Here is a 23,643-nt window from a genome sequence, read left to right on the forward strand (position 1 = left end):
GCATGGTATGCGCATGCGCTCCATGCCGCGGGTCGTCGTCGTGCCTGCGGGCATGCTTGCGCTCGCCCTGACGCTCGGCGCCTGCTCGGACGGGCCGTCGGTCAGCTCGCAGGCTCCCTACGCGCCGCCGCCCGCCACCTCTGCCCCCTCGGGCCCGGACGACGTCCCGAGCGACGAGGCCGACCCCGGCACCGGCGAGGAGACCCCCTCGGAGGGTCCCTCCGACGACACGGCCGAGGACCCCTCCGAGCAGGAGAGCGGCACCGTCCGGCCCTCGGACGACCCCGACGACACCGACGAGGACCCGACCGGCGGCGCGGCTCCCACCGAGAGCCCGACGACGCCGCCGCCCGCGCCCGACGAGCCGACGGAGCCCACCACCGAGACCCCGACGACCGGGGACCCGGACGACCCCGACGACGCCCGCCCCGGCGGGGACGACATCCGTGCGGCCGCGGACGCCGCCCGGAACGTCTACCCGGGCTCGGTCCTCATCTCCGTCGTCCACCTCGACGACAACTCCGGGCAGACACCGCCGCCGGACACCGGATTCGTCGTCGTCCTCGTCGCCGGCCCCGACCGGGTCGAGGTCACCCTCGATGCCGGGTACCGCGTGACCGGGGAGAACGCGACTCCCGCGGACGACGCGCTCCTCGCGCTCTCGCAGGAGAGCGTCATCGACGCCGGCCGCGCCATCGACCGGGCCGCCGCCCAGGGGATCCTCGACGGCAAGGTCGTGCGGAGCATCGAGCTCGTCGACTTCTCCGGCTCCCTGACCTGGGACATCCACGTCTTCGGCACGTCGGAGCGCGTGGCCTCCATCGACGCCGGCGGTGGCGACAGCGAGTCGTCGTCGCAGGAGAGCGTCACGACCGACCCCGCGGCCGAGAGCACGACCGACTGACGCTCGGGCGGGCCGGCGATCGGTCTACGGACGCAGTGCCCGCGCCTCGCCCTCGAGCAGCACCGGGACGCCGTCGCGCACCGGGTACGCCAGGCCCGAGTCGGCCGAGCGCAGCTCCGGGGTGCCGTCCGGGGCGACGTCGTCGGTGAGCTCGCCCCCGCTGACGGGACACCTCAGCAGCGCCCGCACCCACGGCTCGAGCCCTCCGCGGCCGACGGACGCGCCGTCGGCGCGCACCGCGCGGACGGGCTCCTCGGGGCCGGCGTGCTCGTCCTGGACGACGGGCGCGTCCGCGCGGGCGTGGCGCGGGCCCTGGTCCTCGCTCATCTCGGCTCACTCTCGTCCGTGGTGGTGTCGTCGCCGCCGCGCAGGAGGCGCAGGTGCCCGCGGCGGGTGATCTCGTGCTCGCGCGCGGGCGGCTCGCCCGTCACCGGGGCCGGCGTCCCGCGGCGCACGGCGACGGCCCGCTCGGCCGGCCGGTGCTCGCGCGGCCCGCGCCTCGCGGCGGCCCGGACGGCGTCGGCGAGGGCCTCGATGTCGTCCGACGACGGCGGGGCGGCCTCGAAGGACGTGCTCAGCCGGACGACGTCCCAGCCGCGCGGCACGGACAGCCGACCGGCGTGCACGTCGCACAGGTCGTAGGCGTGGGGCTCCGGCGTGGCCGAGAGCGGGCCGAGCACGGCGGTGGAGTCGGCGTAGACGTAGGTGAGGGTGGCCGCGGCCGAGCGGGTGCACGACGGCTTGGTGCACTGGCGGACGGCTCTCACACCGGTCGACGCTACCTGGTCCGGGGCGCCGGGCGCGGGCGGGCGCGGCGTTCCCTGCGCCACTGTCCCCGTGCCGGCCCGCCCGTACCGACCTGCCCGTACCACCGCGTCGCGGCGCGCCGACCTAGGATCGAGGCGTGCCCGAGTCGACGAGCCCTCCGGCGGGCCCGCAGCTGCCTGCGCTCCCCGCGCGCCGCGACGGCCGGCGCCGGGACCGCCACGGCAGGGGGCCGCGCGGCCCCCTGCTGCCGTGGCAGCTGCCGGGCTGGCGCACCCGCGCCGACCGGTTCGACGACCTCCTGCTCGACGCCGTCGAACGCCTGGAGGCGGGCTGGGCGGACGAGCTCGCGGGCGTGGAGATCGCGGTGGAGGACGTGCCGCCGTCGGACCCGGCGCCGTGGGAGCACCGGGCGATCGCCCTGGGTCGTTACTACCCCGGCGACCGGGCCGCCGGTCTGCCCCGCCGGATCGTCGTCTACCGGCGCCCGGTGGAGTCGCGCGCGGCCGACGCGCAGGACCTGGGCGACCTCGTCACCGCCGCGCTGGTCGAGCAGGTCGCCGCGATGCTCGGCCGTTCGCCCGGCGAGATCGATCCGGACCAGCCGGGCACCTGACGCCCCGGTTCCCGGCCCGGCCGCCGGGGCGGCGCCGGCGGCGGCGTCACCGCAGGAGGACGTCGACCTGTCCGGCCGCGCGCGCGTCGGGGACGGCGCCCAGCACGCCGACGAGGCGGCCCGTGGGCACCTCGGCGTCGAGGAGCACGGCCGAGAGCACGCCCCCGACGTCGGCCGGGTCGTCCGCCGGGTCCTCCCCCGCGGCGCCGACGGGCTCGGCCGTGACGCGCACGGCCGTGGCGCCCTCGGGGGCGGGCAGGAGCTCCGTGGTGCCCGCGGCGACCTCGACCTCCTCGCCCCGCCCCGTACGGGCGAGGTCCCGCACCGAGACGCGCTGCGGAGCGTCGCCGGGGTTCGTCACGGCCACGCGGGACCGCACGTCGAGCGCCGCGTCCGGCAGGACGTGCTCCGCCGAGCGCGCCGGCTCCCCGGCACCGGTCCAGGCGAGATCGACCGCGAGGTCCCCGCTGCCCTCCGGCGCGGTGGCCTCCTGGGCGGTGACGGCAGCAGCGGCGACGGCGCCGTCGGCACGCACGCGCACCCCGTGGATCCCGTCCTCCACGCCGGTGAGTGGGACGTCGAGGACCACGCCCGGGTCGAGGACGACCTCCTCGGCCCCGCCGAGCGGCGCCCAGCCGCCGGCGGTGGTGAGCTCGATCGAGGCGGTGACCTGCTCGTCGTCGGGGTTGACGAGGCGGACGCTCCCCACGGCCCCCGGGGCCACCTCCACGGCCGGGACGAGGACCTCGTCGTCGGGCCCCGCGCCCGCGGTGACGATGTCGAGCCCGGCCGACGCCAGCCCCTGCGTGCGCAGGTCCTCCAGCGAGGCGACGACGCGGCCCCCTCGCCCGTCGACGCGCAGGGCGAGCGCCGGGGTCTCGACGGAGGCCTCGACGGGCACGGCGACGGTCGACCGCGCCGGGACGACGAGGTCGCTCAGCGCGGGTGCGTCGACGACCCCGACGGCCGTGTGGACCGTGACGTCCGCCGTCACCGGCACGGGTCCCGGGTTGGTGAGGCTGAGTCGCGCCGTCGACCCGAGCTCCGTGGAGCCGCCGACGAGCCAGGCGGACGACGCGGGGGCCTGGCAGGTCGACGCGGCGATCCCGCGCAGGTCGCCGGCGTCGGTGCGCACGACCACGGCACCGCCGCCGCTGCCCGGCACGGTCTCCCCGTCCTCCTCGACGGGGGCGATCGTGAGGACGCCGGGGTCCGCCGACGCGGTGGCCAGGGTGCGCACGGCGGAGTCGCCGGCGGCCACCTGGTCGAGCTCGACCTCCTCGCCGGCGCCGGAGTCCTGCGCCCACCACGCGCGGGCGACCGGGGCCCCGCCCACCGTCCAGGCGTGGAGCTGGGTGGTCGAGCGCACCGTGCGGTCGCCCTCGTCCTGCTCGGGGTCGGCGGGCCCGGTGTCCTCGGTCGTGGGCACGGGCACGGGTGCGCACACGAGCGGGGTCTCGGCCGCCGGCAGCGCCACGGTCGTCGCCCCTGGCGCCTCCTGGTCGGGCACCGGCAGGACGCTGCCCGACCACAGCGCGCCCGCCGTCAGGCCCAGCACGGCCACGGCTCCGACGGCGGCGCCCGTGGCCCGCACGGCTGTCCCTCGGCTCACCACTCCTCCTCCCGGCGCACGCGCATGGGCAGCGCGAGGAGCGCCACGACCCCCAGCACGACCGCCTGGCCCGCACCCATCCACACCGACCACGACTCCCGGTGCGTGACGACCAGCTCCCCACCCGCGCCGGCCGGCACGGTGAACGCCTGGAACCCCTCCCGCTCGACCGGGGCGAGCGGGGCTCCGTCGAGGGTGGCCTCCCAGCCCTCGTCCGCGGTCTCGGCGAGCACGAGCACGCGCTCGGCCTGACCGGCGTCGATCGTCGTGGTCACGTCGATCGCCTCGGCCGCCACGTCGGTGACGGCACCGCCGGCGTCCAGCCCCGACGGGCCGTCCACGGCCGTGTCCGCAGCCGTGCCTGCCTCGGGCCCGCTCTCCTCGACGAGCCGGGCCCGCGCGACCGACGTGGCGCTTCCCTCCACCGCCGGGTCGCGGGACAGGCGCAGCACGGCGCCGGAGTCGTCGTCGGTGATGACCTCGAGACCGGGCACGGACTGCAGGCGGGCGACGAGCGCCGCGCGGTCCGCGTCGGTGCCGCCCGGGAGCGGCTCCGGGTCCACGACGACGACGCCGACGGCGTGGTGGGACAGCTCCTCGACCGCGCCGGGCCGGCCGCCGTCGGTGAGCAGGGCGACGGCGCGCGCGAGGTCCTGCTCGAGCGCCCCGGTCGCGGTCCCGAGCCGGACGGCGGCGGCCGCGTCCGCCTGGCGCCTGCCGTCGCCGCGCCAGACCTCGGCGGCGACCTCGTCGCTGCCGGCGCGCAGGTGGAGCACCCGCGAGCGCTGGCCGGAGCTCTGCTGCTCGACCGACAGCGCCGGGACGGCGCTCCCGGCGCGGGGGGCGAGCTCGCTCCAGGTGCGCGACGACGCCACCCACGTGCCCACCGAGGCGAGTGGGACGAGCACGAGCGCGACGGCGCCGAGTGCTGCGAGGCCCTGGCGCAGACCGAGCTCGGTGCCGGAGAGGGCTTCCGGGATGCCGTCTGCCGCGGCGGCCACGGCGATCAGGAGGCCGAGCAGCGCCAGCGAGACGCCGGGCCCGGCCCACCCGGTGAGCGCGGCGCCGTCGGCGACGCCGCCCGGGACGCGGGTGGTCGCGGCGGCGGTGGCGAGGCCGACCGCCGCGACGAGCCAGCCGGCGCGGACCGCCCGGGCCCGGCCCAGGCGTAGCAGGGCGAGCAGGGCGAGGACGAGCAGGACCGCGCCGGGCACGAGCATCAGCAGGTCGCGCCACGGCAGGTCGAGCAGACCGGGCAGATCGGCGAGCGCGGTCGGCGCTCCGCCCGGCAGGTCCCGCGGCAGGCCGAGCAGGGCGAGCCAGGTGGGTCCGGGGTCGGACGGCAGGCCGTGGCCGGGGTCCGCGACGGCGACGGCGAGCGGGCCGCGCTCGAGCGCGGTGACGATCGTCGGCGCGAGCAGGGCCAGCGCCGGCACGGGCACGAGCAGGAGGAGCCCCCGGCGGCGCGGGACGAGCGGGGCCAGCAGGATCAGGGTGAGCGCCGCGGCGGGCAGGAGGATCGGCGCCCCGGCGCTCGCGAGCGCGAGCGCGAGCCCGGCACCCGCGGCGCCCGTGATCGCTCCCGCCCGGGTGGTGCGGCGGCTGCGGGCGGGGGGTGCGTCGTCGTGCAGGGGTGCGCCGTCGTCCCGGCGGGCGTCGACCATGCCGGAGCGGACGACGTCGCGGCGCCGCACACCGGCGATCCACGTGATGCCCAGGGCGACGAGCGGGAGGACGACGTGGGCGAGCACCGCGCCGAGCCGCCCCTGCCCGAGCGCGAGCCACAGCGTCGGTGCGGCGGCCCAGGCCAGGGCGGCCACGGCGCGCACGAGGAGGGAGCGGGTCGCGGCGCCGGCGGCGGCCCAGGCCGTGAGAGCGGCGGCGGGCACGGCCAGCAGCACGGTCAGGGTGGCGACCCAGGCCGGCGAGAGCCCGACGAGGCCGACCACCCAGGCGGCCGCGGCGACGACGGCGGCCAGCGGGTCGGCCGGGCCGGGTGCGCCGACCCCGGCGTCGACCCAGGTCGAGCGCGCGGTCGTCCACAGCTCGCCGGCGGACCGGCCCAGGTGGGCGAGCGCCCCGCCGACGGGCTGGCCGCCCCCCACGAGCGGCAGCACGAACGGCAGCGCGACGGTGAGCGCGACGACCAGCACCAGGCCGAGGGTGACCCGGCGCCTGCGGCCGAGCTCGGCGCGCTCGGCCAGCTCGAGCTCCGAGGGCGCCTCGGCGAGCCGGCGGGCGGTCGTCATCTGGCGCCGGACGGCGCGGCGGGCGGAGCGCACGTCGCCCGGGGAGGCCTCGAGCTCGCGCAGCGCGGCGCGCGACCCCCGGCCGGCGGCGGCTATCCGGCGCCGGCCGGCGGACACCCTGCCGAGACGCCCGAGCAGCCTGGTGACGGAGGAGAGCTCCGCGAGCGCCAGCGGGGTGTCCTTGCCGAGCAGTCGCCACACGGCGCGCAGCGGGCCGAGGAGGACGTACCCGAGGGCGAGCAGCGGCCATGCGCCGCGGGCGGCGAGGAGCGCGTTGTAGAGCTGGGCGGTGCGGCGGGCGGAGAAGGAGCGGGCCGGGTGTCCGCGGCGGGCGCCGGCTCCGGCGGCGCCGGCCTCGTCCGGCCCGCCGGTCCCGGCGGCGTCCAGATCGGCGTCCTCGGCCGGGAGGTCCTCGGCCGCGGCGTCGTCGGCCGACCCGGGTGCCGCGACCCGCACCCCGCCGTGAGCGGCGTCGCGCAGCCCCAGGTAGGTGGCTCGACGGTGCAGCACGTGGGCCGTGGGCTCGACGACGACCCGGTAGCCGGCGGCACGCACGCGGCGTGACAGCTCGAGGCCGTCCCCGAACGGGCCGAGCGCCGGGTCGGTGCCGCCGAGCCGGTCCCACACCTCGGAGCCGACGAGCATGCCGGCGGTGCCGACGGCGAGGACGTCCTGGCGGTGGTCGTGCTGACCCTGGTCGATCTCGCGCGGCTCGATGTCCGAGACCCGTCGGGCGCGACGGGTCGCCTGCACCCCGACCTCCAGGAGGCGGCCCGGATCGTCCCAGTCGACCTGCTTGGCGCCGACCACGGCGAGCGAGCGGCCCGCCTCGGCGGCCCGGAGCTGGCGGTCCAGGGCGCGGGGCGCGGGCGCGGAGTCGTCGTGCAGCAGCCACAGCCAGTCGGGGTGCGTCGCGGCACCCGGGTCGAGCACGCCGTCGGTGACGGCACGCATCTCCCCCGTCGTCACCGGCGAGATCTCGCCCGTGGCGGCGCGGAAGCTCGAGCCGGTGGTCGGGGCGGCGCCGGACCCGTTCTCCTTCCGGCCGGCCCGGCGCGCGGCGCGCTCGACGAGCCGGCCGTAGGCGTCCAGCCCGGCGCTGACGGCCGCCCCGAAGGTCTCGGCCTCCGGGGCGGTGACCAGCCGGACGCGCGTGGCGTCCTCGAGCCCCGAGCGGTGGACGACCTCGAGGAGCGGCTCGCCGGTGCCGATGTCCCGGCCCGGGGCGGCCACGTCGACGACGAGGACCACCTCGGGGTGGTGGGACTGCCCGGCGACGGCCGAGAGAGTCTGCTCAAGGTAGGGAGTCACCCCGCAGGTGACGACCACGGCGAGCGTCGTCGCGCGCGCGGGTGCTGCGGTGGGGCGCTCGACCACCTGCTAGACGGCGAGGCGCTTGACGCGGCGGCGCTCGCGCTCCGAGAGCCCGCCCCAGATGCCGAACCGCTCGTCGTTCTCCAGCGCGTACTCCAGGCACTCGGCGCGCACGTCGCACGACGAGCACACCCGCTTGGCCTCCCGGGTCGACCCACCCTTCTCGGGGAAGAACGCCTCGGGGTCGGTCTGCGCGCAGAGCGCGCGGTCCTGCCAGGACAGGGGGCCCTCGCCCCCGGTGTCGAGGTGCTCGAGCCCGGAGAGGTCGGTGTCCTCCCAGGACGTGGTCAAGGGTCCGTCACCCAGGATGTTCCACATGATCGTCAATGCTCCTGTCGCCGCCGTTGGCGTGAATTACACCCGTGTCATCCGTGCACAGTCAAGGGGAGGGAGCAGGATCACGGCGCGTCGCCCGGCGTGTCGCCCGCCGACGTAGCCTGGTCAAGTGCACGATGCCCTGCTGGTCGACGACCACCTCGCCTCGCTCGGGGCGGCGCCCGCCCTCACCGCCTACGGCCCCGAGGGGCGGCTCGAGGTCTCCGGCCGCGTCGCCCGCCAGTGGGCCCAGAAGATCGGGGGCCTCCTGCGCGACGAGCTGGACGCCGAGCCCGGCGACTCCCTGACGATCGACCTCCCGCCGTCGTGGCGTGCGCCCCTGTGGACGCTCGGCGCCCTCCTGGTGGGTGTCACCCCCGACCTGACCGGCGGCGGATCCGTGCCCGGCACCACCGGTACCGTGGGCTCCCTGGGCGTCGTCACCCACGATCCCACGTCGGCCCTGGCCGGTGGGGCCGGGGTCCTCGCGCTCGCCGCGCCGTCGCTGGCGATGCGGTGGCCGGGCGACCTGCCCTCCGGGAGCCTCGACGCCGCCGCGGAGACCCTCGCCCAGCCCGACGAGCTCGTCCTCCCGCCGTCCCCCGTCGAGGACGACCCGACGCTGGCTCGGGGCCTCGACGTCGGGCGTGGCCTGGCCGCCGGGGCACGTCTCGCGCGCGTGGCGACCGGGACCGCCGAGGACGTCCCGTGGGTGCTCGGCACCTGGCTCGCCCGCGGTTCCGCGGTCCTCCTGGCGCCGGGGACGCACGCCGAGGAGGCGGCGCGACTCGCCGAGGTGGAGCGGGCGAGCCTGGAGGCGGCAGACTAGGGCGATGCGCGGAATCATCCTGGCCGGCGGCGCCGGCACCCGGCTGCACCCCGTCACCATCGGCGTGAGCAAGCAGATGGTGCCGGTCTACGACAAGCCGATGATCTACTACCCGCTCACCACGCTCATGCTGGCGGGGATCCAGGACATCCTCGTCATCACCACCCCGCACGACCGGGCCCAGTTCGAGCGCCTGCTCGGCGACGGCTCGCAGTTCGGGATCAACCTCGACTACGTGGTCCAGGAGGAGCCCAACGGCCTGGCACAGGCGTTCGTCCTCGGCGCCGACCACGTCGGCACCGACCACGCGGCGCTCGTCCTGGGGGACAACATCTTCTACGGCCCGGGCATGGGCACCCGGCTGCGCCGCAACACCGAGGTCGACGGCGGGGCGGTGTTCGCCTACCACGTGGCCGACCCGACGGCGTACGGGGTCGTCGAGTTCGACGAGGACCGCCGGGCCGTCTCCATCGAGGAGAAGCCGGCGCGGCCGCGCAGCTCCTTCGCCGTGCCGGGCCTGTACTTCTACGACAACGACGTGCTGGAGATCGCGAAGAACCTCGAGCCGTCCGCCCGCGGCGAGTACGAGATCACGGACGTCAACCGCACCTACCTCGAGGCCGGCCGCCTGTCGGTGGAGGTCCTGCCGCGCGGCACCGCCTGGCTCGACACGGGCACGTTCGACTCCCTCGCGGACGCGACCGCGTTCGTCCGCACCGTGGAGGCCCGGCAGGGGCTCAAGGTCGGCTGCCCGGAGGAGGTCGCCTGGCGCATGGGCTTCCTCACCGACGACGAGCTGCGCGAGCGCGCTGAGCCGCTGCGCAAGTCCGGCTACGGGGAGTACCTGCTCGGCATCATCGAGCGCGGTCGCTGAGGTACCGGCGCCGGGGCGGCGGACGACACGCCTGACGCGCCTCTCCCCCGGTTGTCATGACTTTCTCATGACGTCGTGCTGGGATGTCGTTCATGGTGACGACGCCTGCGGGACACCTCGAGGCTGCGGCGCCCTCGCCGACGCGCGTCCCTTCCGCCGATCCGCACGGCGTCGACGAGGTGCGTGGCCCCGCCGGCGCCGCGGCGCAGGACCCGACCGACCTCGTCGTCCCGCCGTGGCGACGTGTCGCCGTGGCGATCTCCGTGGTCTCCGTCCTGGTGACGATCGCCAGCTACATCCCCACGCGGTGGACCCGGGGCGGGCTGTTCTACGGCGGCGGCGAGTGGCACCACATCTTCGACGTCGCACTCGAGAGCTCGGTGGCCACCACCTGGTCGACGATGCTCATGACGGCGGGCGCCGTGCTGTGCGGGGTGTGCGCCTGGCTGGTGCGCCGGCAGCGCACCGGGGCCGCCTGGCCCTGGGGGCTGCTCGCGCTCGGGCTCGCCGCGTTCGCCGTGGACGAGGCCTCGAGCCTGCACGAGCGGCTGCCCCTGGTCGTCGACCGGATCGGCATCGACGCCTCGCTGAACTACGTCTGGCTCGTGCTCGGGATCCCGCTGGCGATCGCCGTCGTCGCAGGGGTGGTCGTGTGCGGCCTGCGGCTGCCGCGGACCGCCCGCCGCCTGATGGTCACCGGCATCCTCGTGTTCTTCGCGGGCGCGATCGGCGTGGAGATGCTCACCGGGGAGCTCGTCACGCTCGCGCCGGACGTCCACAACCGTTACCTGTCCGAGCTCATCCACACCGAGGAGCTGCTCGAGCTGATCGGCATCGGCATCGCCGCCTGCGCGCCGCTCAGCGCGCTGCGGGTCACGCCCCGCCGCGCTGACCCGGGCGAGCTGCGGCTCGTCGTCGTCGGGCGCTGACGGCCCTCTGCGCGGGAGCGCGCATCATTGCTGCGCGACCACGCCCACGTCGAGCTGCCCCGGAAAGTCCTCGAACCAGCTCCCGGGCTCGACACTGCAGCGCAGACGGACCGTCATGCCGTGCGCGTCGAGGTTCGCCGGGTGCCCCGGGTGGGCGTCGCAGGGCGGCACAGGGACCCCGTACAGCTCGCCCTCGTCCAGGTAGTTCTGCACGTCGTCGAAGATCGTGGCTGCCGCGTGGCTCGCCGACATGCTCCCGACCAGACTCCGCACGTACTCGAATGGGGCGTCGAGGCGCGGTCCTCCTACGGCGACCCGCACGTCCGGATGGTCACCGGGCGTCGGACCCGCGGCGGACACGGCCACGGTCACACCGACCGAGCGGAACGCCCAGGTCAGGCACACCTCGAGCAGCGCCGTCACCGCCGGGTCGGCGGTCACGCGCCGGGGCACGGCTCAGGCCCCGAGGACCTCGGGGGCGGCCGCACGCCAGCGGTCCGCCCAGTCGCCGATCGGCTCCACGCCGGCGGCCCGCACCGTCTCGTGCCCGAGCACCGAGTACGCGGGGCGCGGCGCCTTCGCGGGGAACGCGTCCGACGACGTCTCCCCCACCATCGCCGGGTCCTTCCCCAGCGCCTCGACGACGAGCCGCGTGAAGCCGTGCCAGCTCACCTGGCCCGAGCTCGTCGCGTGGTACGTGCCCGGCGCGGCGTCGGCGGTGCCGAGCCGGTGGACGAGGTCGGCGACGTCGAGGGTCCAGGTCGGCTGGCCGACCTGGTCGGTGACGACCGACAGCGAGTCGCGCTCGCGGGCCAGGCGCGCCATCGTCCGTGGGAAGCACGACCCGCCCGCGCCGTAGAGCCACGCGGTGCGCACGATCAGCGCGCGCGGGTCCTCGGCGCGCACGGCCCACTCCCCCGCGGCCTTCGTCCGGCCGTAGGCGGAGGCCGGCGCCATGGGCGCGTCGGCCGGGTACGGGGCGCTCGCGACGCCGTCGAACACGTAGTCGGTGGACACCTGGACGGTGCGGGCGCCGGCAGCGGCGGCGGCGCGGGCGACCAGCTGCGGGCCGACCGCGTTGAGCCGGAAGGCCGCGGGCTCGGCGTCCTCGGCGTCGTCCACGGCGGTCCAGGCCGCGCAGTTGACCACCGTGTCGACGTCCCGCACGACCTCGGCCACCAGCGTCGGGTCCGTGATGTCGAGGCCGTCGCGGCCGAGCGGCGTGACGTCCTCGCCCCGCTCGCGCAGCAGGCGGACGAGATCCTGGCCGAGCATCCCGGCCGCCCCGGTGACCATCCAGCGCACGTCGTGCCTCCCTCGGCCCGCCCGGCCCCTCCGCGCGTCGACCACGGCCAGGGTAGTGGCGCGCCGGGCGACTAGGCTGGCCCGGCACGCGGCCCGGCCGGGCCCACCACCCGCGCGACGGAAGGACTTGGCGATGGAGATCCGCGAGCTGAAGGTCGACGGCGCCTACGAGATCACGCCGAAGCAGTTCACCGACCCACGCGGGACCTTCTTCGAGGCCTACAAGGCCAGCGCGTTCGAGGAGGTCGTGGGGCACCGCCTCGAGCTCGCCCAGACCAACAGCTCGGTGTCCTCCGCCGGCGTGCTGCGCGGCATCCACTTCGCGCAGCTGCCACCGTCGCAGGCCAAGTACGTGTGGTGCCCGCGCGGGGCGCTCCTCGACGTCGTCGTCGACATCCGGGTCGGCTCGCCCACGTACGGGCAGTGGGACTCGGTCCTGCTCGACGACGTCGACCGGCGCGCCATCTACGTGGGCGAGGGGCTGGGCCACGCGTTCTGCTCGCTCGAGGTCGGCTCGACCGCCGTGTACATGTGCTCGACCCAGTACGCTCCGGGCCGCGAGCACGGCATCCACCCGCTCGACCCGGAGATCGGCATCGAGTGGCCCACCACGGACCGCGCCGGGAACCCGATGGAGCTCCTGCTCTCGGACAAGGACTCGGCGGCGCCCACCCTCGAGGAGGTCGCCGAGCAGGGGCTGCTGCCCACGGCCCAGGAGGCGGCCGACTTCTACGCGAGCCTGAGGTGAGCGCCGGGCCGGTGCGCCCTGGGGGCGACACCCCGGCCCCGACGTCGACCGCGGTGTGCGCCGTCGTCGTCACCTACTCCCCCGACCTCGACCGGCTCGACCCGCTGGTCGCCGGGCTCGGCGAGCAGTGCGCGAGTGTCGTCGTCGTCGACAACGGTCCGGGCGGGTCGGGACTCGCGGACCTGTGCGAGCGTCGCGGCGCCGAGCTCGTCGCGCTCGGCGGGAACACCGGGATCGCGCACGCGCAGAACGTCGGGATCGAGCGGGCGGTGTCGGCCGGGGCCACGCACGTGCTGCTCAGCGACCAGGACTCCCTGCCCGCGCCGGACATGGTCCCCGAGCTGCTCGCCGGCCTCGAGCGCGGGGCGGAGCAGGGGCGGGGGCCCGTCGGGGCGGTGGGGCCGGTAGCGGGCGACGTGCGGTCCGCCTCCGAGGAGCTGGTGTACGTCCCGCGCCGGTGGGGGCCCCGGCGTGCGCTGCCGACGGACGTGGACGACGACGGCCTGATCGACGCCGCCTTCCTCATCGCGTCGGGGTGTCTGCTGCCGGCGGCCGCGCTGCACGACGTGGGGGCGATGAACGACGACTGGTTCATCGACCACGTCGACCTCGAGTGGGGCCTGCGCGCCCGGCGGGCGGGCTACCGGCTGCTCGCCGTGACGTCCGCGCGGCTCGACCACTCGCTCGGGGACAGCCTGGTCAAGCTCCCGGGTCGCGCCCAGGAGGTGCACGTGCACTCCGCCTTCCGCACCTACTTCCTCGCCCGAAACACGGTGCTGCTCCTGCGCTCCGGGCTGCTGCCGCCGGCGTGGGCGGTCGGCTACGCGGTGTGGCTGGGCAAGTACGTCGCGTTCAACTCCCTGGTCGTCCCTGGCCGGATCGACCGGTTTCGGAGGATGATGCGCGGTGTGGCCGACGGAGTGCTCGGCCGCACCGGTCCCGCTCCGACGTAGTTCGGCGCGGGCGGCAGCCTGACACCGACGCCCGCGCCCGCGCCCGCGCTCGCGCTCGCGCTCGCGGTCACCCGATACGCGTCCAGGTGCCGCAGCCGCTGGTCACGAAACCCTGGTCGCTGGACCGGATGGTGGCGGTCTGGGCACCGTTTCCTCCACCCCACCCGAGCTGTTCGTCCCACTCTCCGCTGAAACCGGCTCGCCGTTCCCAGAAGCAGTACTCGCCCCCGGAAGTACGGTACGTACCGGGTGCGATGTGCTCGCCGACGACGTAGTGGCCGTCACCGAAACGAGTCGCCGGGCTCGCCGGATATGTCTGACCGACCGGCACCCATGTACCGCACCAGTCGCTCTCGAAGCCGACGTCGGCGGACTCGATCCTGACGATCGGACGAGCTACGCCCAAGCCGTTGACAATGATGTCGGAGTCCGAGCCGGAGAATCCGCTGAGCCGCGCCCAGTAGCAGCTGCCGTCCGTCGACGTCGAGCGGTAGGTCCCTGGCGCCACGCCGTTGCGGCCGACCGAGTGCGTGCCGTCCCCGAACGTGCGCGCCCCCGCCGATGGAGGCGTCGAGGACGCTGCTGCGCGCCGGACGCCGAGGGTGTCGGTGCCGTCGCCGTTCCAGTCTCCGACGAGAGTGACGTCGGTGGTGCGGCCATAGACGAGCGTCAGGTCGGCCGCGCCAGCCGAGATCGAGTTCTTGACGAAGTATTCCGCACCTCGACGCACCGCGAACGTGTCCCTACGGTCGCCATCCCAGTCGCCCACGTACACGGCGTCCCCCGGCCTGCCGTAGACGACCTGGTCGTCGGCCCAGCCGTCGGCGAGCTCGTTGCGCACGAAGTACTCGGCGCCACGACGGACCGCGAAGGTATCCGTTCCGTTACCGTCCCAGTCACCGACGAGGACCGTGTCGCTCGACCGGCCGTACATGAAGATCCGGTCGGCGGCACCGCCGGCCAGCTCGTTGCGCACGTGGTACTCGGCGCCACGACGGACCGCGAAGGTGTCCGTGCCGTTGCCGTCCCAGTCACCCATGAGGACCGTGTCCCCCGGGCGCCCGTACGTGACCTGGACGTCGGCCGGGCCGCTCGAGTTGGTGTTCCTGAAGTGGAAGGTCGCGCCTCGACGGATCGCCAAGGTGTCCGTGCCGTTGCCGTCCCAGTCACCGACGTACACCTCGTCGCTCGCTGCGCCGTAGGTGAAGCTGATGTTGGCGGTCGCTGTCCACTGGTCGTTGAGGAAGTACTCCTGGCCGGAGCCGCCGACATCGCCACCCTTGGCGACCGCCGGTGCACCTGCGCCCACGAGGCCGGCACCGGCCAGCATCGCCACCGCGGCGGCCGAGGCCACCGTTCTCCATCTCATGTCAGACGACTCCGATCTCGGTGCGGCGACCCGACGTCGCCGGACGGTAGGAGAGTATGGGCGAACACTGACATCCGGACGAGTTTCACGGAACCGTTGGACAGGGCGCCACGGTGGGAGACAATCCTGCAGGTGACGCCCGACCGGTCGTCCCGCTCGTTGAGGAGCTCACGATGTCCTTCCCCCGTCGTCGCCGTGCCACCGCGTGGCTCGCGCTCGCCACCGCGGGCGCGCTGCTCGCCCTCCCGTCCGCCGCCGTCGCGACGCCCGACCCCGTAGAACCGGTCGGCGTCGCCACCACCGACGGGGCTGCCTCGCCCGACGGCGTGGGGTCGCCCGACGGCGTGGGCGCGCCCGACGCCGGCGCCCTGCCCGACGCGTCCGCCGACGCGAGCACCACCGCCACCGAGGTCTACCCGCGCCCGGCCGACGGCACCTGGGAGATCGAGGGCCACGGCTGGGGCCACGGCATCGGGATGTCCCAGTGGGGCGCCCAGGGTGCGGCCCTCCAGGGCGTCTCCAGCTCCTCGATCCTCGCCTTCTACTATCCCGGTACCCGGCAGGCGAACATCGGTGACCCCACGATGCGCATCCGGCTCCTCGGACTCTCGGGGCGCACCTCGATGACGGCCTGGGCGCCGTCCGGTCAGACCCTGCGCGCCACCGCCGGCGGCGCGAACCTCGGCGTGCCGACCGGCGGGCGGCTCACCGTCACCCGAACGTCGACCGGGTTCCGCCTCGAGCACCGGGCCACCCGGGGCGGCAGCGTGGGCTGGTCGACGACCACGCCGACTCCGGTCACGCTCGCCACGAACGACGGCGTGGTGCTGGGAACCTCGACGACCGGCGGCGGCACCTGGTACCGCGGCCAGGCCGCCGTGCAGCCGACGTCCGCCACCCTCGACGTCGTCAACCACGTGCCCATGGAGGACTACCTGCGCTCCGTGGTGCCCCGCGAGTCGCCGGCCTCCTGGCACCCCGCCGCGCTCGAGGCCCAGTCGGTGGCCGCCCGCACGTACGCCCGGCACGAGACGCGTGGCGGCGGCACGTACGACCTGTGCGACACGACGTCCTGCCAGGTCTACGCCGGCCGCGCCGCGGTGACGGCCACCGGCGGGGTCACCGGCCACGAGCACCCGCGCACTGACGCCGCGATCGCCTCCACCCGCGGCCGGATCCTCGAGGGTCAGACGACGCCCGGGGGCGCGTGGGGCCCCGCCTTCACGCAGTTCTCCTCCTCCAACGGCGGCTACTCGGTGGCGGGCTCGCGCCCCTACCTCGTCGCCCGGCCGGACCCGTGGTCCGGCACCGCGCCGGGCGACCCGGTGACCAGCTGGTCGACCACGCTGGCCGCGACCGACGTCGACGCCCGGTGTGCCGCGGGCGGCCGGGTGGAGGCCCTGGTGGTCACGGCGCGCGACGGCCGGGGTGACCTCGGCGGGCGCATCACCGGCCTGCGGCTGGACTGCACGACCGGCAGCGTCGACGTCAGCACGGAGTTCGCCCGCCGCCTCGGGATGCGCTCGAGCTGGTGGCGCCCCGTCCCCGAGGAGCACCCGTCGGTGTTCTTCCTCAACGACGCCTGGAGCGCGTGGGCGAACCACGAGGTCCCCCTGGGCGCGGCCACGTCCTCCCCGCTCGCGGGCGACTGGGACGGCGACCGCACCGACACGGTCGGCGTGCGGGACGGCAACCGCCTCACCCTGGCGGACGACCACACCGGCGTCGGCACGACCGTCCTCGACTACGGCCGCGCCGACGACGCGCTGCTCGTGGGCGACTGGGACGGCGACGGTGTCGACAGCTTCGGCGTGCGCCGCGGCTTCACGTACTTCCTGCGTGACGCGCTGACCTCCGGGGTCGCGGACACCGTGGTGGACTACGGCCGCGCGGGCGACGAGGTGTTCGTCGGCGACTGGGACGGGGACGGCGTCGACACCCTGGCCGTGCGGCGCGGGAACCGGTTCTTCATCGCGAACTCCCTCGCCTCTGGCCCCGCCGACCGCGAGCTGACCTACGGCCGGGCCGGCGACGTGGTGCTCGTGGGCGACTGGGACGGCGACGGGATCGACACGCTCGCGGTCCGCCGCGGCAACACCTACCTCGTGCGCAACGAGCTGACCACCGGCGTCGCGGACATCGAGCTCGACTACGGGCGGGCGAGCGACTCGGTCGTGGTCGGCGACTGGGACGGCGACTCCGAGGACACCCTCGGCGTGCACCGCGTCGAGACCTGGTAACCGGGGGCCCCGCGCCGCTGCGCCGCCGCACCCGCCTCAGCGCTCGGTGGGGCTCTCCGGCGGGACCGGCCCGGCCTCGTCCACCGGCACCTGCGCCGCGTCGTCGGGGGCTCGGCGCCTGACGAGTACCCCCGTGCCGAGGCCGAGCCCGAGGTCGACGACGGTGAGCAGGACGCGGGACATGAGCACGGTGACGAGCACGCCGCCGGAGCTCAGCAGCCCCGCGAGCATGATGCCGAGGATGCTCTCGCGCACGCCCACCCCGGCGGGCACGACGACGACGAGGAACCCCACCACCCAGGCCAGCGCGTAGCCGCTGACGGCGCGCGCGAACGTCCCCGGGGTCGGGTCCAGCCCGACGGCGGTGGCGATGAGCCAGACCTGCGTGCCCGCGAGCAGCCAGCCGACGACCGCCCAGAAGGACGCCTTGAGCACGCCGCCCGCCGAGAGCGGGTGCTCGAGCGGAGGTCGGCGGATGAGCCGCAGGGCGACGCCGAGGATCCTGTTGAGCACGGGCGGGAGCAGCACGACGACGAACACCGGCAGGAACCAGACGACCCAGCCGACCTCGGAGCGCACCGCGGGGTCGAAGGCCACGGCCCCGGCGGCCAGGGCCAGGCCCGTGACGATGGAGACCAGCAGGGAGACGACCATGCCGGACACCGAGCGGCGCCGCGGGATGTCGATGTCCTTGCCCATCTCGGCGGCGGCGACGATGTTCCACACGCCTCCGGGCAGGTACTTGCCGACCTGCGAGACGAAGAACAGGCGCGCCGCGGGCGCGAGCCCGAGTCGCGAGCCGAGGTCGATCAGCACCTCGCGCCAGGAGAGCATCGTGGCCACGACGTAGGTGATCGAGACGAGCAGGCTGACCCCGATGATCCACCAGGGCATCTGGCTCAGAGCGTCGCTGACGAGGTCCCACTGGTTGGCGACCGCGAGCACGGCCGCCCCGATGGCGGCCACGAGGAACAGTCCGCGCACCCACGGGGACCGCAGCGCCGCGAGGATCTTCTTCACGCGGTCAGCACGTCCCACAGGGGCCCGACGACGGCGGACGGCGTGAGGTCGCGGGCGCGCTCGCTCGCCCACGCGCGCAGGTCGGCGACCGCCGCCGGGTCGTCGATCAGGGCGCCGAGCGCGTCGGCGAGCGCGGCCGGGTCGCCGGGCGGGACGAGGAGGGCGGCGTCGCCGAGGAACCGGCGCTGCGGCGGGGTGTCGGAGGTGACGACGGCGCAGCCGGCCGCCAGGGACTGGTAGACCTTGTTGGGCACGACCCGCAGGCCCTTGTCGGTGTCACCGAAGATGCCGAGCCCGATGTCGTGGGCGGCGACGAGGTCCGGCAGCTTCTCGGGCGCGACCCAGTCGAGCCACTCGATCCCGGGAACGCCGGCGAGGACGGCACGGGCCTCGGCGTGGTCCTGGCCCGTGCCGACCATCGTCACCCGCAGCTCCGTGCCGCGCCGGTGCAGCTCGGCGAGCGCCCGGGCGATCGTCACAGTCCCCTGGAGCGGGGTGAACAGGCCGTAGAACGCGATGCTCGGGGTCCCGCCGGAGGAGCCGGCACGGTTCCGGCCGGCCTCGGCCCAGGCGTCCGGGGCGCCGACGGGGACGACGACGGTGCGCTCGCGCACGGCGGGGGCCGCGAGCTCGGCGTGCTCCTCCGTGTCGACGACGACGACGTCCGCCGCGCCGGTGGCGACCCGGTCGAGGGCGGTGAGCGCCCCGCCGCGCAGCCGGCCGTCGACGCCGCGGTCGCGGGCGGTGCTCGCGGCGAAGATGAGGTGGTCGAGCACGAGGGTCGCCCGGGGGAACAGCGCCCGCGCGAGCAGCACGTCGAAGTGACCGAGATACCCGACGACGACGACGTCGGGCGCACGCTCGCCCGCGAACGCGAAGGAGCCGTCGACGAGTCCGGCCCAGCGGGAGGCCAGGCGGGCCGCGAGCCGGGGCAGCAGCCACGGCCGGCGGAGCATGTCGACCCGGTCGGCCGTGCTCAGCCCGAGCGGGCGGTCGAGCTCGCGGACCGTCGCGCCGCGCTCGGCGAGTCCCTGCAGGAGGACCCCGGCGCGGGGATGGACGGACGTGTCGTACGTGCCGAAGCCGAGGACCCTCACCGGCCCGGACGCCCCTGGGACAGCTCCTCCGGCGTCACCTGGTAGTCGTGGCCGTTCGCACGTGCCGGTCCGGCGCCGATGTCCGTCGGGACGCCGTTGCGGTCGACGCCGGGCGCCACACCCACGGGGCGCGCGTCCGCCCGGGGGGCGGTGTCCGCGGAGGGCGCGACCTCACCGAGGCGCTCGCGCCTGCCGGTAGCACCGGACCCGATGTCTGCCCGGCCGCGGACCTCCGCCGAGCCGACCGGCATCGACGACGGGTCGGGTCGCCCGTCGAGCACGACCGACGGCCCGTCCGTCACGGCGGTCGGCCGCTGGCCGAGCCGGGCCGCGATCGCGTTCTCGGAGTACTGCAGCGACTTCACGCGCTCCAGGCTCTCCTCCATGAGCACGCGGTTGGTCCGCAGCAGGTCGGCGATGACGGACAGGGCGATGCTCAGCAGGGCCCCGACGAGGGCCGCCGTGCCGAAGATCAGGGACTGGACGTGCCCCCCGGCGTCGCCCATGAGGAACAGGACGAGGAACCGGACGAACGGCACGAGCCCGGCGATGAGCAGGATCGCACCGACGGTGCCGAGGATCGCGTGCGGCTTGAACATGAGGTACGAGCGGACGATCGCCGTGCCCGACTTGAACATGTGCTGCCAGATGTTCTTGAACAGCCGGGACTCACGGGTCTTGGGGTTCGTGGCGATGGCCACCGAGGCGATCCGCAGGCGCTTGTTTCCCGCCTGGATGATCGTCTCCATGCAGTAGGAGAACTGCGTGACGACGTTGAGCCGGATGAGCGACTCCTTGGAGTACGCCCGGAACCCGGAGGCGGCGTCCGGCAGCTTCGTGCCGGCGGCGAGGTTGACGACGTCGGAGCCGACCTTCTGCATCGCCTTCTTGAACGGTGAGAAGTGGGCGATCGTCGCGGTCTGCCGGTCGCCGATGACGATGTCCGCCTCGTTGTGGACGATCGGCTGGACGAGCTCGCCGATGACCTCCTGCGGGTACTGGTTGTCGCCGTCGGTGTTGACGACGATGTCCGCACCGTGCGCGAGCGCGTAGTCGACGCCGTCCCGGAAGGAGCGGGCCAGTCCCTGGTTGCGGGCGTGTCGCACGAAGTGCGTGACGCCGAGGTTGCGCGCGACCTCGACGGTGCGGTCCGTCGACCCGTCGTCGACGACGAGGATGTGGACCTCGTCGATCCCCGGGATCTCCCGCGGGATCGTGGCCAGGACGAGCGGGAGGGTCTCCTCCTCGTTCAGGCACGGGATCTGGACGAACAGCTTCATGGGTACCTCGGGTGTCGGTCGCGGCGCATCCGCGGCTGCCCCGCGAGGCAGCGGTCGGGCTGGCCCGGAACGACGCCAGGGTACCGTAGGGGCCGCGCGAGGCCGGGACGACCCCTCGGCGTGAAGGGGAGATCACTGGTGGCGCGAGACGTGGATGACAGGGGTGCCGAGGAGCCGGCTACGGACAGCCGTCCCTGGACCGCCCGCCTGCGGCCCGAGCTGCCCTGGGCCGGCGGCGTCGGCGTTCTCGCCCTGCTCATGAGCCTGACGGCGATCTTCTTCGGCACCTCCCTGTCGGCCCTCGACGAGCAAACGCACCTGGACTACGCCTACCAGGTGGCGCACGGCAACCTCCCGGCCGACGGCGACCGGCTCTCCGACTACGTCCTCGACCAGTGGTCGTGCCGCGGCCAGTCCAACCTTCCGGACCTGCCCTCCTGCGAGGACGCGCTCGCCGACGAGGTCGAACCCACCGAGTACCCGGCGCTGGGCCAGAACTACAACTCCTTCCACCCGCCCGCCTACTACGTCACACCCGCGGCCACCGGACTGGTCGCCGAGGCGGTCGGGCTGGAGTTCTCCACCGGCGCCCGGCTCGCCAACGCCCTGTGGCTGGCCGCCGGCGTCGTCGCCGTCTACGCGGCCCTGCGCACGTGGCGACTGCCGAGACCCTGGGCCTTCTCCGCGTCGGCGCTGCTGCTGGCCTTCGAGCCCGTCATCGTCTCCGGCTGGCAGGTGACGAACGACGGACCGGCCATGCTCGTCGGCGCCGGCGCCCTGTGGGTACTCGGCCGGTGGGCGCTCCACGGCCGCATCGGCTGGCTGTGGCCCACGCTCGTCGCGCTGCTGGCGGCGAGCACCAAGGTGATGAGCGCGGTCGGGCTCCTCGCCGTCGTCGGGCTCATCGGCCTCATGGCCGTGGCGGACGTGCGGCGCCGCGACTGGCGCACCCTCGGCCGACGGGCGGCCACCGTCCTCTCCCCGATCGCCGTCGTCGGCGCGTGCATGCTCGCCTGGTCCCGCTTCCAGGACGGGCGCGGCTCGCAGGCCTGGGACAACCCGCTGTACGGGATCAGCACCCGGCCGGTCGAGGGCAGCCCGTGGGACGAGACCGTGCCGACGCTGCTCGACGCGTTCGGGCTCGTGAAGTCCTCCCAGTTCCCCGGCGAGCTCACCGGCTGGCAGCTCGACACCGTCACCGCCGTGTGGTGGGTGCTGCTCACCGCCGCACCGTTCATGGCGATCGTGGCCTTCGGCACAGGACGCGCCGAGCGCCTCCTCGGCCTCGCCGCCGTCGCGGGGACCGTCGGGGCGGGCATCATCGTCCAGGCGCAGGAGGTGATCACCTCCGACCACGCCTTCCGGCTCATCTCGGGCCGGTACGCGATCACGCTGCTGCCGATCACCGTGGCAGCGTTCGCGGTGTCGCTGCACCACCGGCGGCTGGCCACGGCCCTGCACGTGGCCGTCGGGCTCTCCGTCGGCATCATGTGGCTCTCGCTTGGAGGAGTTCTATGACCACCACCCCGCGTCGGCGTCCGAAGGACGTCTTCACCGTCGCGGTGGTCGCCGTCACCCTCCTCGTGGCCGGCATCGGTGCGCTGTGGGCCGTGCTCACGCCCGGGTTCCGTGCTCCCGACGAGCCGCAGCACGTCAACACGGTCCTGCGCCTGGCGGACGGCGGCGGGTGGCCCGCGCCCGGCGAGCAGACGTTCCTCCAGGGCATGCATGTCGCCGCGGACGAGGCGGGCTGGGTCGACACCGGGCTGGAGCTCATCCGGCAGAACTCCCACTCGCACCCGGGGGCGTCCGTCAGCACCGGCCAGGAGCCGTTCGTGCTCCTTGTCCCGGACCCCGTCGATGTCGAGGACCGCACGGTCATCCTCGACGTCGACAACCGCGTCACCCTGTTCGAGCAGGTCGACCAGATGACGCAGCACCCGCCCGGCTACTACGCGCTCGCCGCCGGCTACCTCACGGTCCTGGGCGCCGACGGGTGGACGTGGGACAGCCAGCTCCTCGCGCTGCGGCTCCTCGACGTCGTGCTCATGTCCGGGATCGTCCCGCTCGCGGTGGTCGCGGCCCGGCGGCTCGGGGCCTCCCGGTCGGCCTCGCTGGTCGGCGCGTTCGCCGTCACGGCCCCCTCCCAGCTGCTGTTCGTCGGCTCCGCCGTGACGAACGACGCCCTGCTCAACCTGTGCGGCGCCGGCGTCCTCGCGCTCAGCGCCGTGGTGCTCACGAGCCGCTGGGACTGGCGCCACGTGCTCGGCCTGGGCGCCGTGCTCGGCGCGGGCCTGATGACGAAGGGCTTCATGCTCGGGTTCATCCCGATCGTGGCGCTGGCGTTCCTGCTGTCCACCGGCACGGACCGGGCGCTCGGGCGGAGGGCGCTCGCGGCGTTCTGGTCGCTGGCGGTGGCCTTCGTCATCGGCGGCTGGTGGTGGCTGAAGAACCTGGTGGTGCACGGGACGTTCCAGCCCGACGGCTATCCGGGGCGCGAGCCGCTGGACGACACATCCCACCTCGGCCTCAACCTGTGGGACTTCGCGATCGGCGCCGAGCGCAGCATCGTCAACAGCTCGTGGGGCAACTACGGCTGGCTCGAGTCCCCGCTGCCGGAGTGGTTCCAGCACGTGCTCAGCTACGTGACGATCGCGCTGGTCGTGGTCGGTGTCGTCCTCGCGGGCCGGTTCCGGCGCCACCTGCTCGTCCTGGTCGCGGCGAGCGTCGGCGTGCTCGGTGTCGTCCTGTACGGGGCGCTCAACGAGTACTACTCCACCGGGCTGCACGCCGGCCTGCAGGGCCGCTACCTGTACGTCGCAGTCGTCGGGCTGATCGTGGCCGTGACGATCGTCCTCGAGCGCACGACCCGGGGCCTGGCCGTCCGCCCGATGGTCGCGGCCCGCGTCGGCGCCGCGCTCGTGTGCCTCGCCCTCGCCGTCTACGGCCTGTGGTTCGGGTTCAGCGCGTTCTACGTCGAGTTCTACGAGACGTTCTCCACCGGCCTGAGCCGGTGGAACAACTGGAGCCACGTGGGCGTGCCGAAGCTGTTCGCGCTCACGGCCGCGACCCTCGCGGCCGCGCTCGGCTCGCTGCTGCTCCTCGGGGTGCAGGCCGCGCGCGACGCGCGCGACGGCGTGGCCGGCCCCGGCCTGGTCGGCTCG

The 23,643-nt window shown here is 75.0% G+C and carries 20 protein-coding genes and 1 pseudogene; 10 read left to right on the forward strand and 11 right to left on the reverse strand.

Translation table 11 applies throughout. The annotated features are described in order from the left end of the window. Positions 1-13 precede the first annotated feature (13 nt). Positions 14-904, forward strand: a complete 891-nt coding sequence (locus tag ACPYO4_RS10450) for a hypothetical protein (RefSeq protein ID WP_425709175.1) — start codon at positions 14-16, stop codon at positions 902-904. A 24-nt stretch (positions 905-928) separates the two neighbouring features. On the opposite strand, the gene ACPYO4_RS10455 is transcribed toward ACPYO4_RS10450, so the two are convergent. Further along, a complete protein-coding gene (locus ACPYO4_RS10455; RefSeq protein ID WP_425709176.1) occupies positions 929-1,231 on the reverse strand; it encodes a Trm112 family protein in 303 nt (100 codons plus the stop codon). Continuing rightward, complete coding sequence (locus tag ACPYO4_RS10460; RefSeq protein ID WP_425709177.1) at positions 1,228-1,671, reverse strand: DUF3499 domain-containing protein; 444 nt, start codon at positions 1,669-1,671, stop codon at positions 1,228-1,230. Before ACPYO4_RS10460 ends, ACPYO4_RS10455 begins: the two co-directional genes overlap by 4 nt. Before the next feature lie 137 nt (positions 1,672-1,808). Between ACPYO4_RS10460 and ACPYO4_RS10465 the strand changes: the two genes are divergently transcribed. Further along, positions 1,809-2,285 carry a metallopeptidase family protein gene (locus ACPYO4_RS10465; protein WP_425709178.1) on the forward strand — a complete coding sequence of 159 codons (477 nt, stop codon included), beginning with the start codon at positions 1,809-1,811 and terminating at the stop codon, positions 2,283-2,285. 46 nt (positions 2,286-2,331) lie between these two features. On the opposite strand, the gene ACPYO4_RS10470 is transcribed toward ACPYO4_RS10465, so the two are convergent. Genes ACPYO4_RS10470 through ACPYO4_RS10480 form a run of 3 tightly spaced genes read right to left on the reverse strand, consistent with a single transcriptional unit; the run spans position 2,332 to position 7,838 of the window. After that, positions 2,332-3,897, reverse strand: a complete 1,566-nt coding sequence (locus ACPYO4_RS10470) for a DUF5719 family protein (RefSeq protein ID WP_425709179.1) — start codon at positions 3,895-3,897, stop codon at positions 2,332-2,334. After that, a complete protein-coding gene (locus ACPYO4_RS10475; RefSeq protein WP_425709180.1) occupies positions 3,894-7,523 on the reverse strand; it encodes a glycosyltransferase in 3,630 nt (1,209 codons plus the stop codon). Before ACPYO4_RS10475 ends, ACPYO4_RS10470 begins: the two co-directional genes overlap by 4 nt. Positions 7,524-7,526: 3 nt before the next feature. Then, positions 7,527-7,838 (reverse strand): WhiB family transcriptional regulator, encoded by a 312-nt coding sequence (locus ACPYO4_RS10480; protein ID WP_425709181.1) that lies wholly within the window; start codon positions 7,836-7,838, stop codon positions 7,527-7,529. A 127-nt stretch (positions 7,839-7,965) separates the two neighbouring features. Here ACPYO4_RS10480 and ACPYO4_RS10485 point away from each other — a divergent pair, with 127 nt between their 5' ends. From ACPYO4_RS10485 to ACPYO4_RS10495, 3 genes are all read left to right on the forward strand, one after another. Then, entirely contained in the window at positions 7,966-8,664 is a 699-nt protein-coding gene (locus ACPYO4_RS10485) for a TIGR03089 family protein (RefSeq protein WP_425709182.1), read from the forward strand. A gap of 4 nt (positions 8,665-8,668) precedes the next feature. Further along, positions 8,669-9,538, forward strand: a complete 870-nt coding sequence (rfbA, locus tag ACPYO4_RS10490) for a glucose-1-phosphate thymidylyltransferase RfbA (protein WP_425709183.1) — start codon at positions 8,669-8,671, stop codon at positions 9,536-9,538. A gap of 92 nt (positions 9,539-9,630) precedes the next feature. Next, the gene (locus ACPYO4_RS10495; RefSeq protein ID WP_425709184.1) at positions 9,631-10,467 is read left to right on the forward strand and encodes a hypothetical protein; all 837 of its coding nucleotides are present in this window, start codon (positions 9,631-9,633) and stop codon (positions 10,465-10,467) included. A gap of 24 nt (positions 10,468-10,491) precedes the next feature. On the opposite strand, the gene ACPYO4_RS10500 is transcribed toward ACPYO4_RS10495, so the two are convergent. Both ACPYO4_RS10500 and rfbD read right to left on the reverse strand, forming a co-directional pair. Next, on the reverse strand, positions 10,492-10,908 hold the full coding sequence (locus ACPYO4_RS10500) for a hypothetical protein (protein ID WP_425709185.1): 417 nt from the start codon (positions 10,906-10,908) through the stop codon (positions 10,492-10,494). Positions 10,909-10,923: 15 nt separating this feature from the next. Further along, on the reverse strand, positions 10,924-11,772 hold the full coding sequence (gene rfbD / locus ACPYO4_RS10505; RefSeq protein WP_425709186.1) for a dTDP-4-dehydrorhamnose reductase: 849 nt from the start codon (positions 11,770-11,772) through the stop codon (positions 10,924-10,926). Between the two features lie 133 nt (positions 11,773-11,905). Here rfbD and rfbC point away from each other — a divergent pair, with 133 nt between their 5' ends. Together rfbC and ACPYO4_RS10515 are read left to right on the forward strand one after the other, a co-directional pair. After that, positions 11,906-12,520: a dTDP-4-dehydrorhamnose 3,5-epimerase gene (rfbC, locus tag ACPYO4_RS10510; protein WP_425709187.1), complete on the forward strand. Its 615-nt coding sequence runs from the start codon at positions 11,906-11,908 to the stop codon at positions 12,518-12,520. Next, a complete protein-coding gene (locus ACPYO4_RS10515; protein WP_425709188.1) occupies positions 12,517-13,473 on the forward strand; it encodes a glycosyltransferase family 2 protein in 957 nt (318 codons plus the stop codon). The genes rfbC and ACPYO4_RS10515 overlap by 4 nt, the downstream gene beginning before the upstream one ends. A gap of 67 nt (positions 13,474-13,540) precedes the next feature. Here ACPYO4_RS10515 and ACPYO4_RS10520 read toward each other — a convergent pair whose 3' ends face one another. Then, positions 13,541-14,842 (reverse strand): hypothetical protein, encoded by a 1,302-nt coding sequence (locus ACPYO4_RS10520; RefSeq protein WP_425709189.1) that lies wholly within the window; start codon positions 14,840-14,842, stop codon positions 13,541-13,543. Between the two features lie 173 nt (positions 14,843-15,015). Here ACPYO4_RS10520 and ACPYO4_RS10525 point away from each other — a divergent pair, with 173 nt between their 5' ends. After that, entirely contained in the window at positions 15,016-17,082 is a 2,067-nt protein-coding gene (locus ACPYO4_RS10525) for a SpoIID/LytB domain-containing protein (RefSeq protein WP_425709190.1), read from the forward strand. 36 nt (positions 17,083-17,118) lie between these two features. Here ACPYO4_RS10525 and ACPYO4_RS10530 read toward each other — a convergent pair whose 3' ends face one another. Genes ACPYO4_RS10530 through ACPYO4_RS10540 form a run of 3 tightly spaced genes read right to left on the reverse strand, consistent with a single transcriptional unit; the run spans position 17,119 to position 20,479 of the window. Next, positions 17,119-18,102, reverse strand: a complete 984-nt coding sequence (locus ACPYO4_RS10530) for a lysylphosphatidylglycerol synthase domain-containing protein (RefSeq protein WP_425709191.1) — start codon at positions 18,100-18,102, stop codon at positions 17,119-17,121. After that, positions 18,099-19,199 (reverse strand): glycosyltransferase family 4 protein, encoded by a 1,101-nt coding sequence (locus ACPYO4_RS10535; RefSeq protein WP_425709192.1) that lies wholly within the window; start codon positions 19,197-19,199, stop codon positions 18,099-18,101. Before ACPYO4_RS10535 ends, ACPYO4_RS10530 begins: the two co-directional genes overlap by 4 nt. Further along, positions 19,196-20,479 (reverse strand): glycosyltransferase family 2 protein, encoded by a 1,284-nt coding sequence (locus ACPYO4_RS10540; protein WP_425709193.1) that lies wholly within the window; start codon positions 20,477-20,479, stop codon positions 19,196-19,198. The genes ACPYO4_RS10535 and ACPYO4_RS10540 overlap by 4 nt, the downstream gene beginning before the upstream one ends. Before the next feature lie 150 nt (positions 20,480-20,629). On the opposite strand from ACPYO4_RS10540, the gene ACPYO4_RS10545 reads away from it, so the two are divergent. Both ACPYO4_RS10545 and ACPYO4_RS10550 read left to right on the forward strand, forming a co-directional pair. Next, positions 20,630-21,997 (forward strand): hypothetical protein, encoded by a 1,368-nt coding sequence (locus ACPYO4_RS10545; protein WP_425709194.1) that lies wholly within the window; start codon positions 20,630-20,632, stop codon positions 21,995-21,997. Beyond that, positions 21,994-23,286, forward strand: a pseudogene (locus ACPYO4_RS10550) (glycosyltransferase family 39 protein); the annotation flags it as partial. The gene ACPYO4_RS10545 and the pseudogene ACPYO4_RS10550, both read left to right, overlap by 4 nt. Positions 23,287-23,643: the final 357 nt, after the last annotated feature.

The organism is Georgenia sp. Z1491, from assembly GCF_049856175.1.
Classification (GTDB): Bacteria; Actinomycetota; Actinomycetes; order Actinomycetales; family Actinomycetaceae; genus JB111.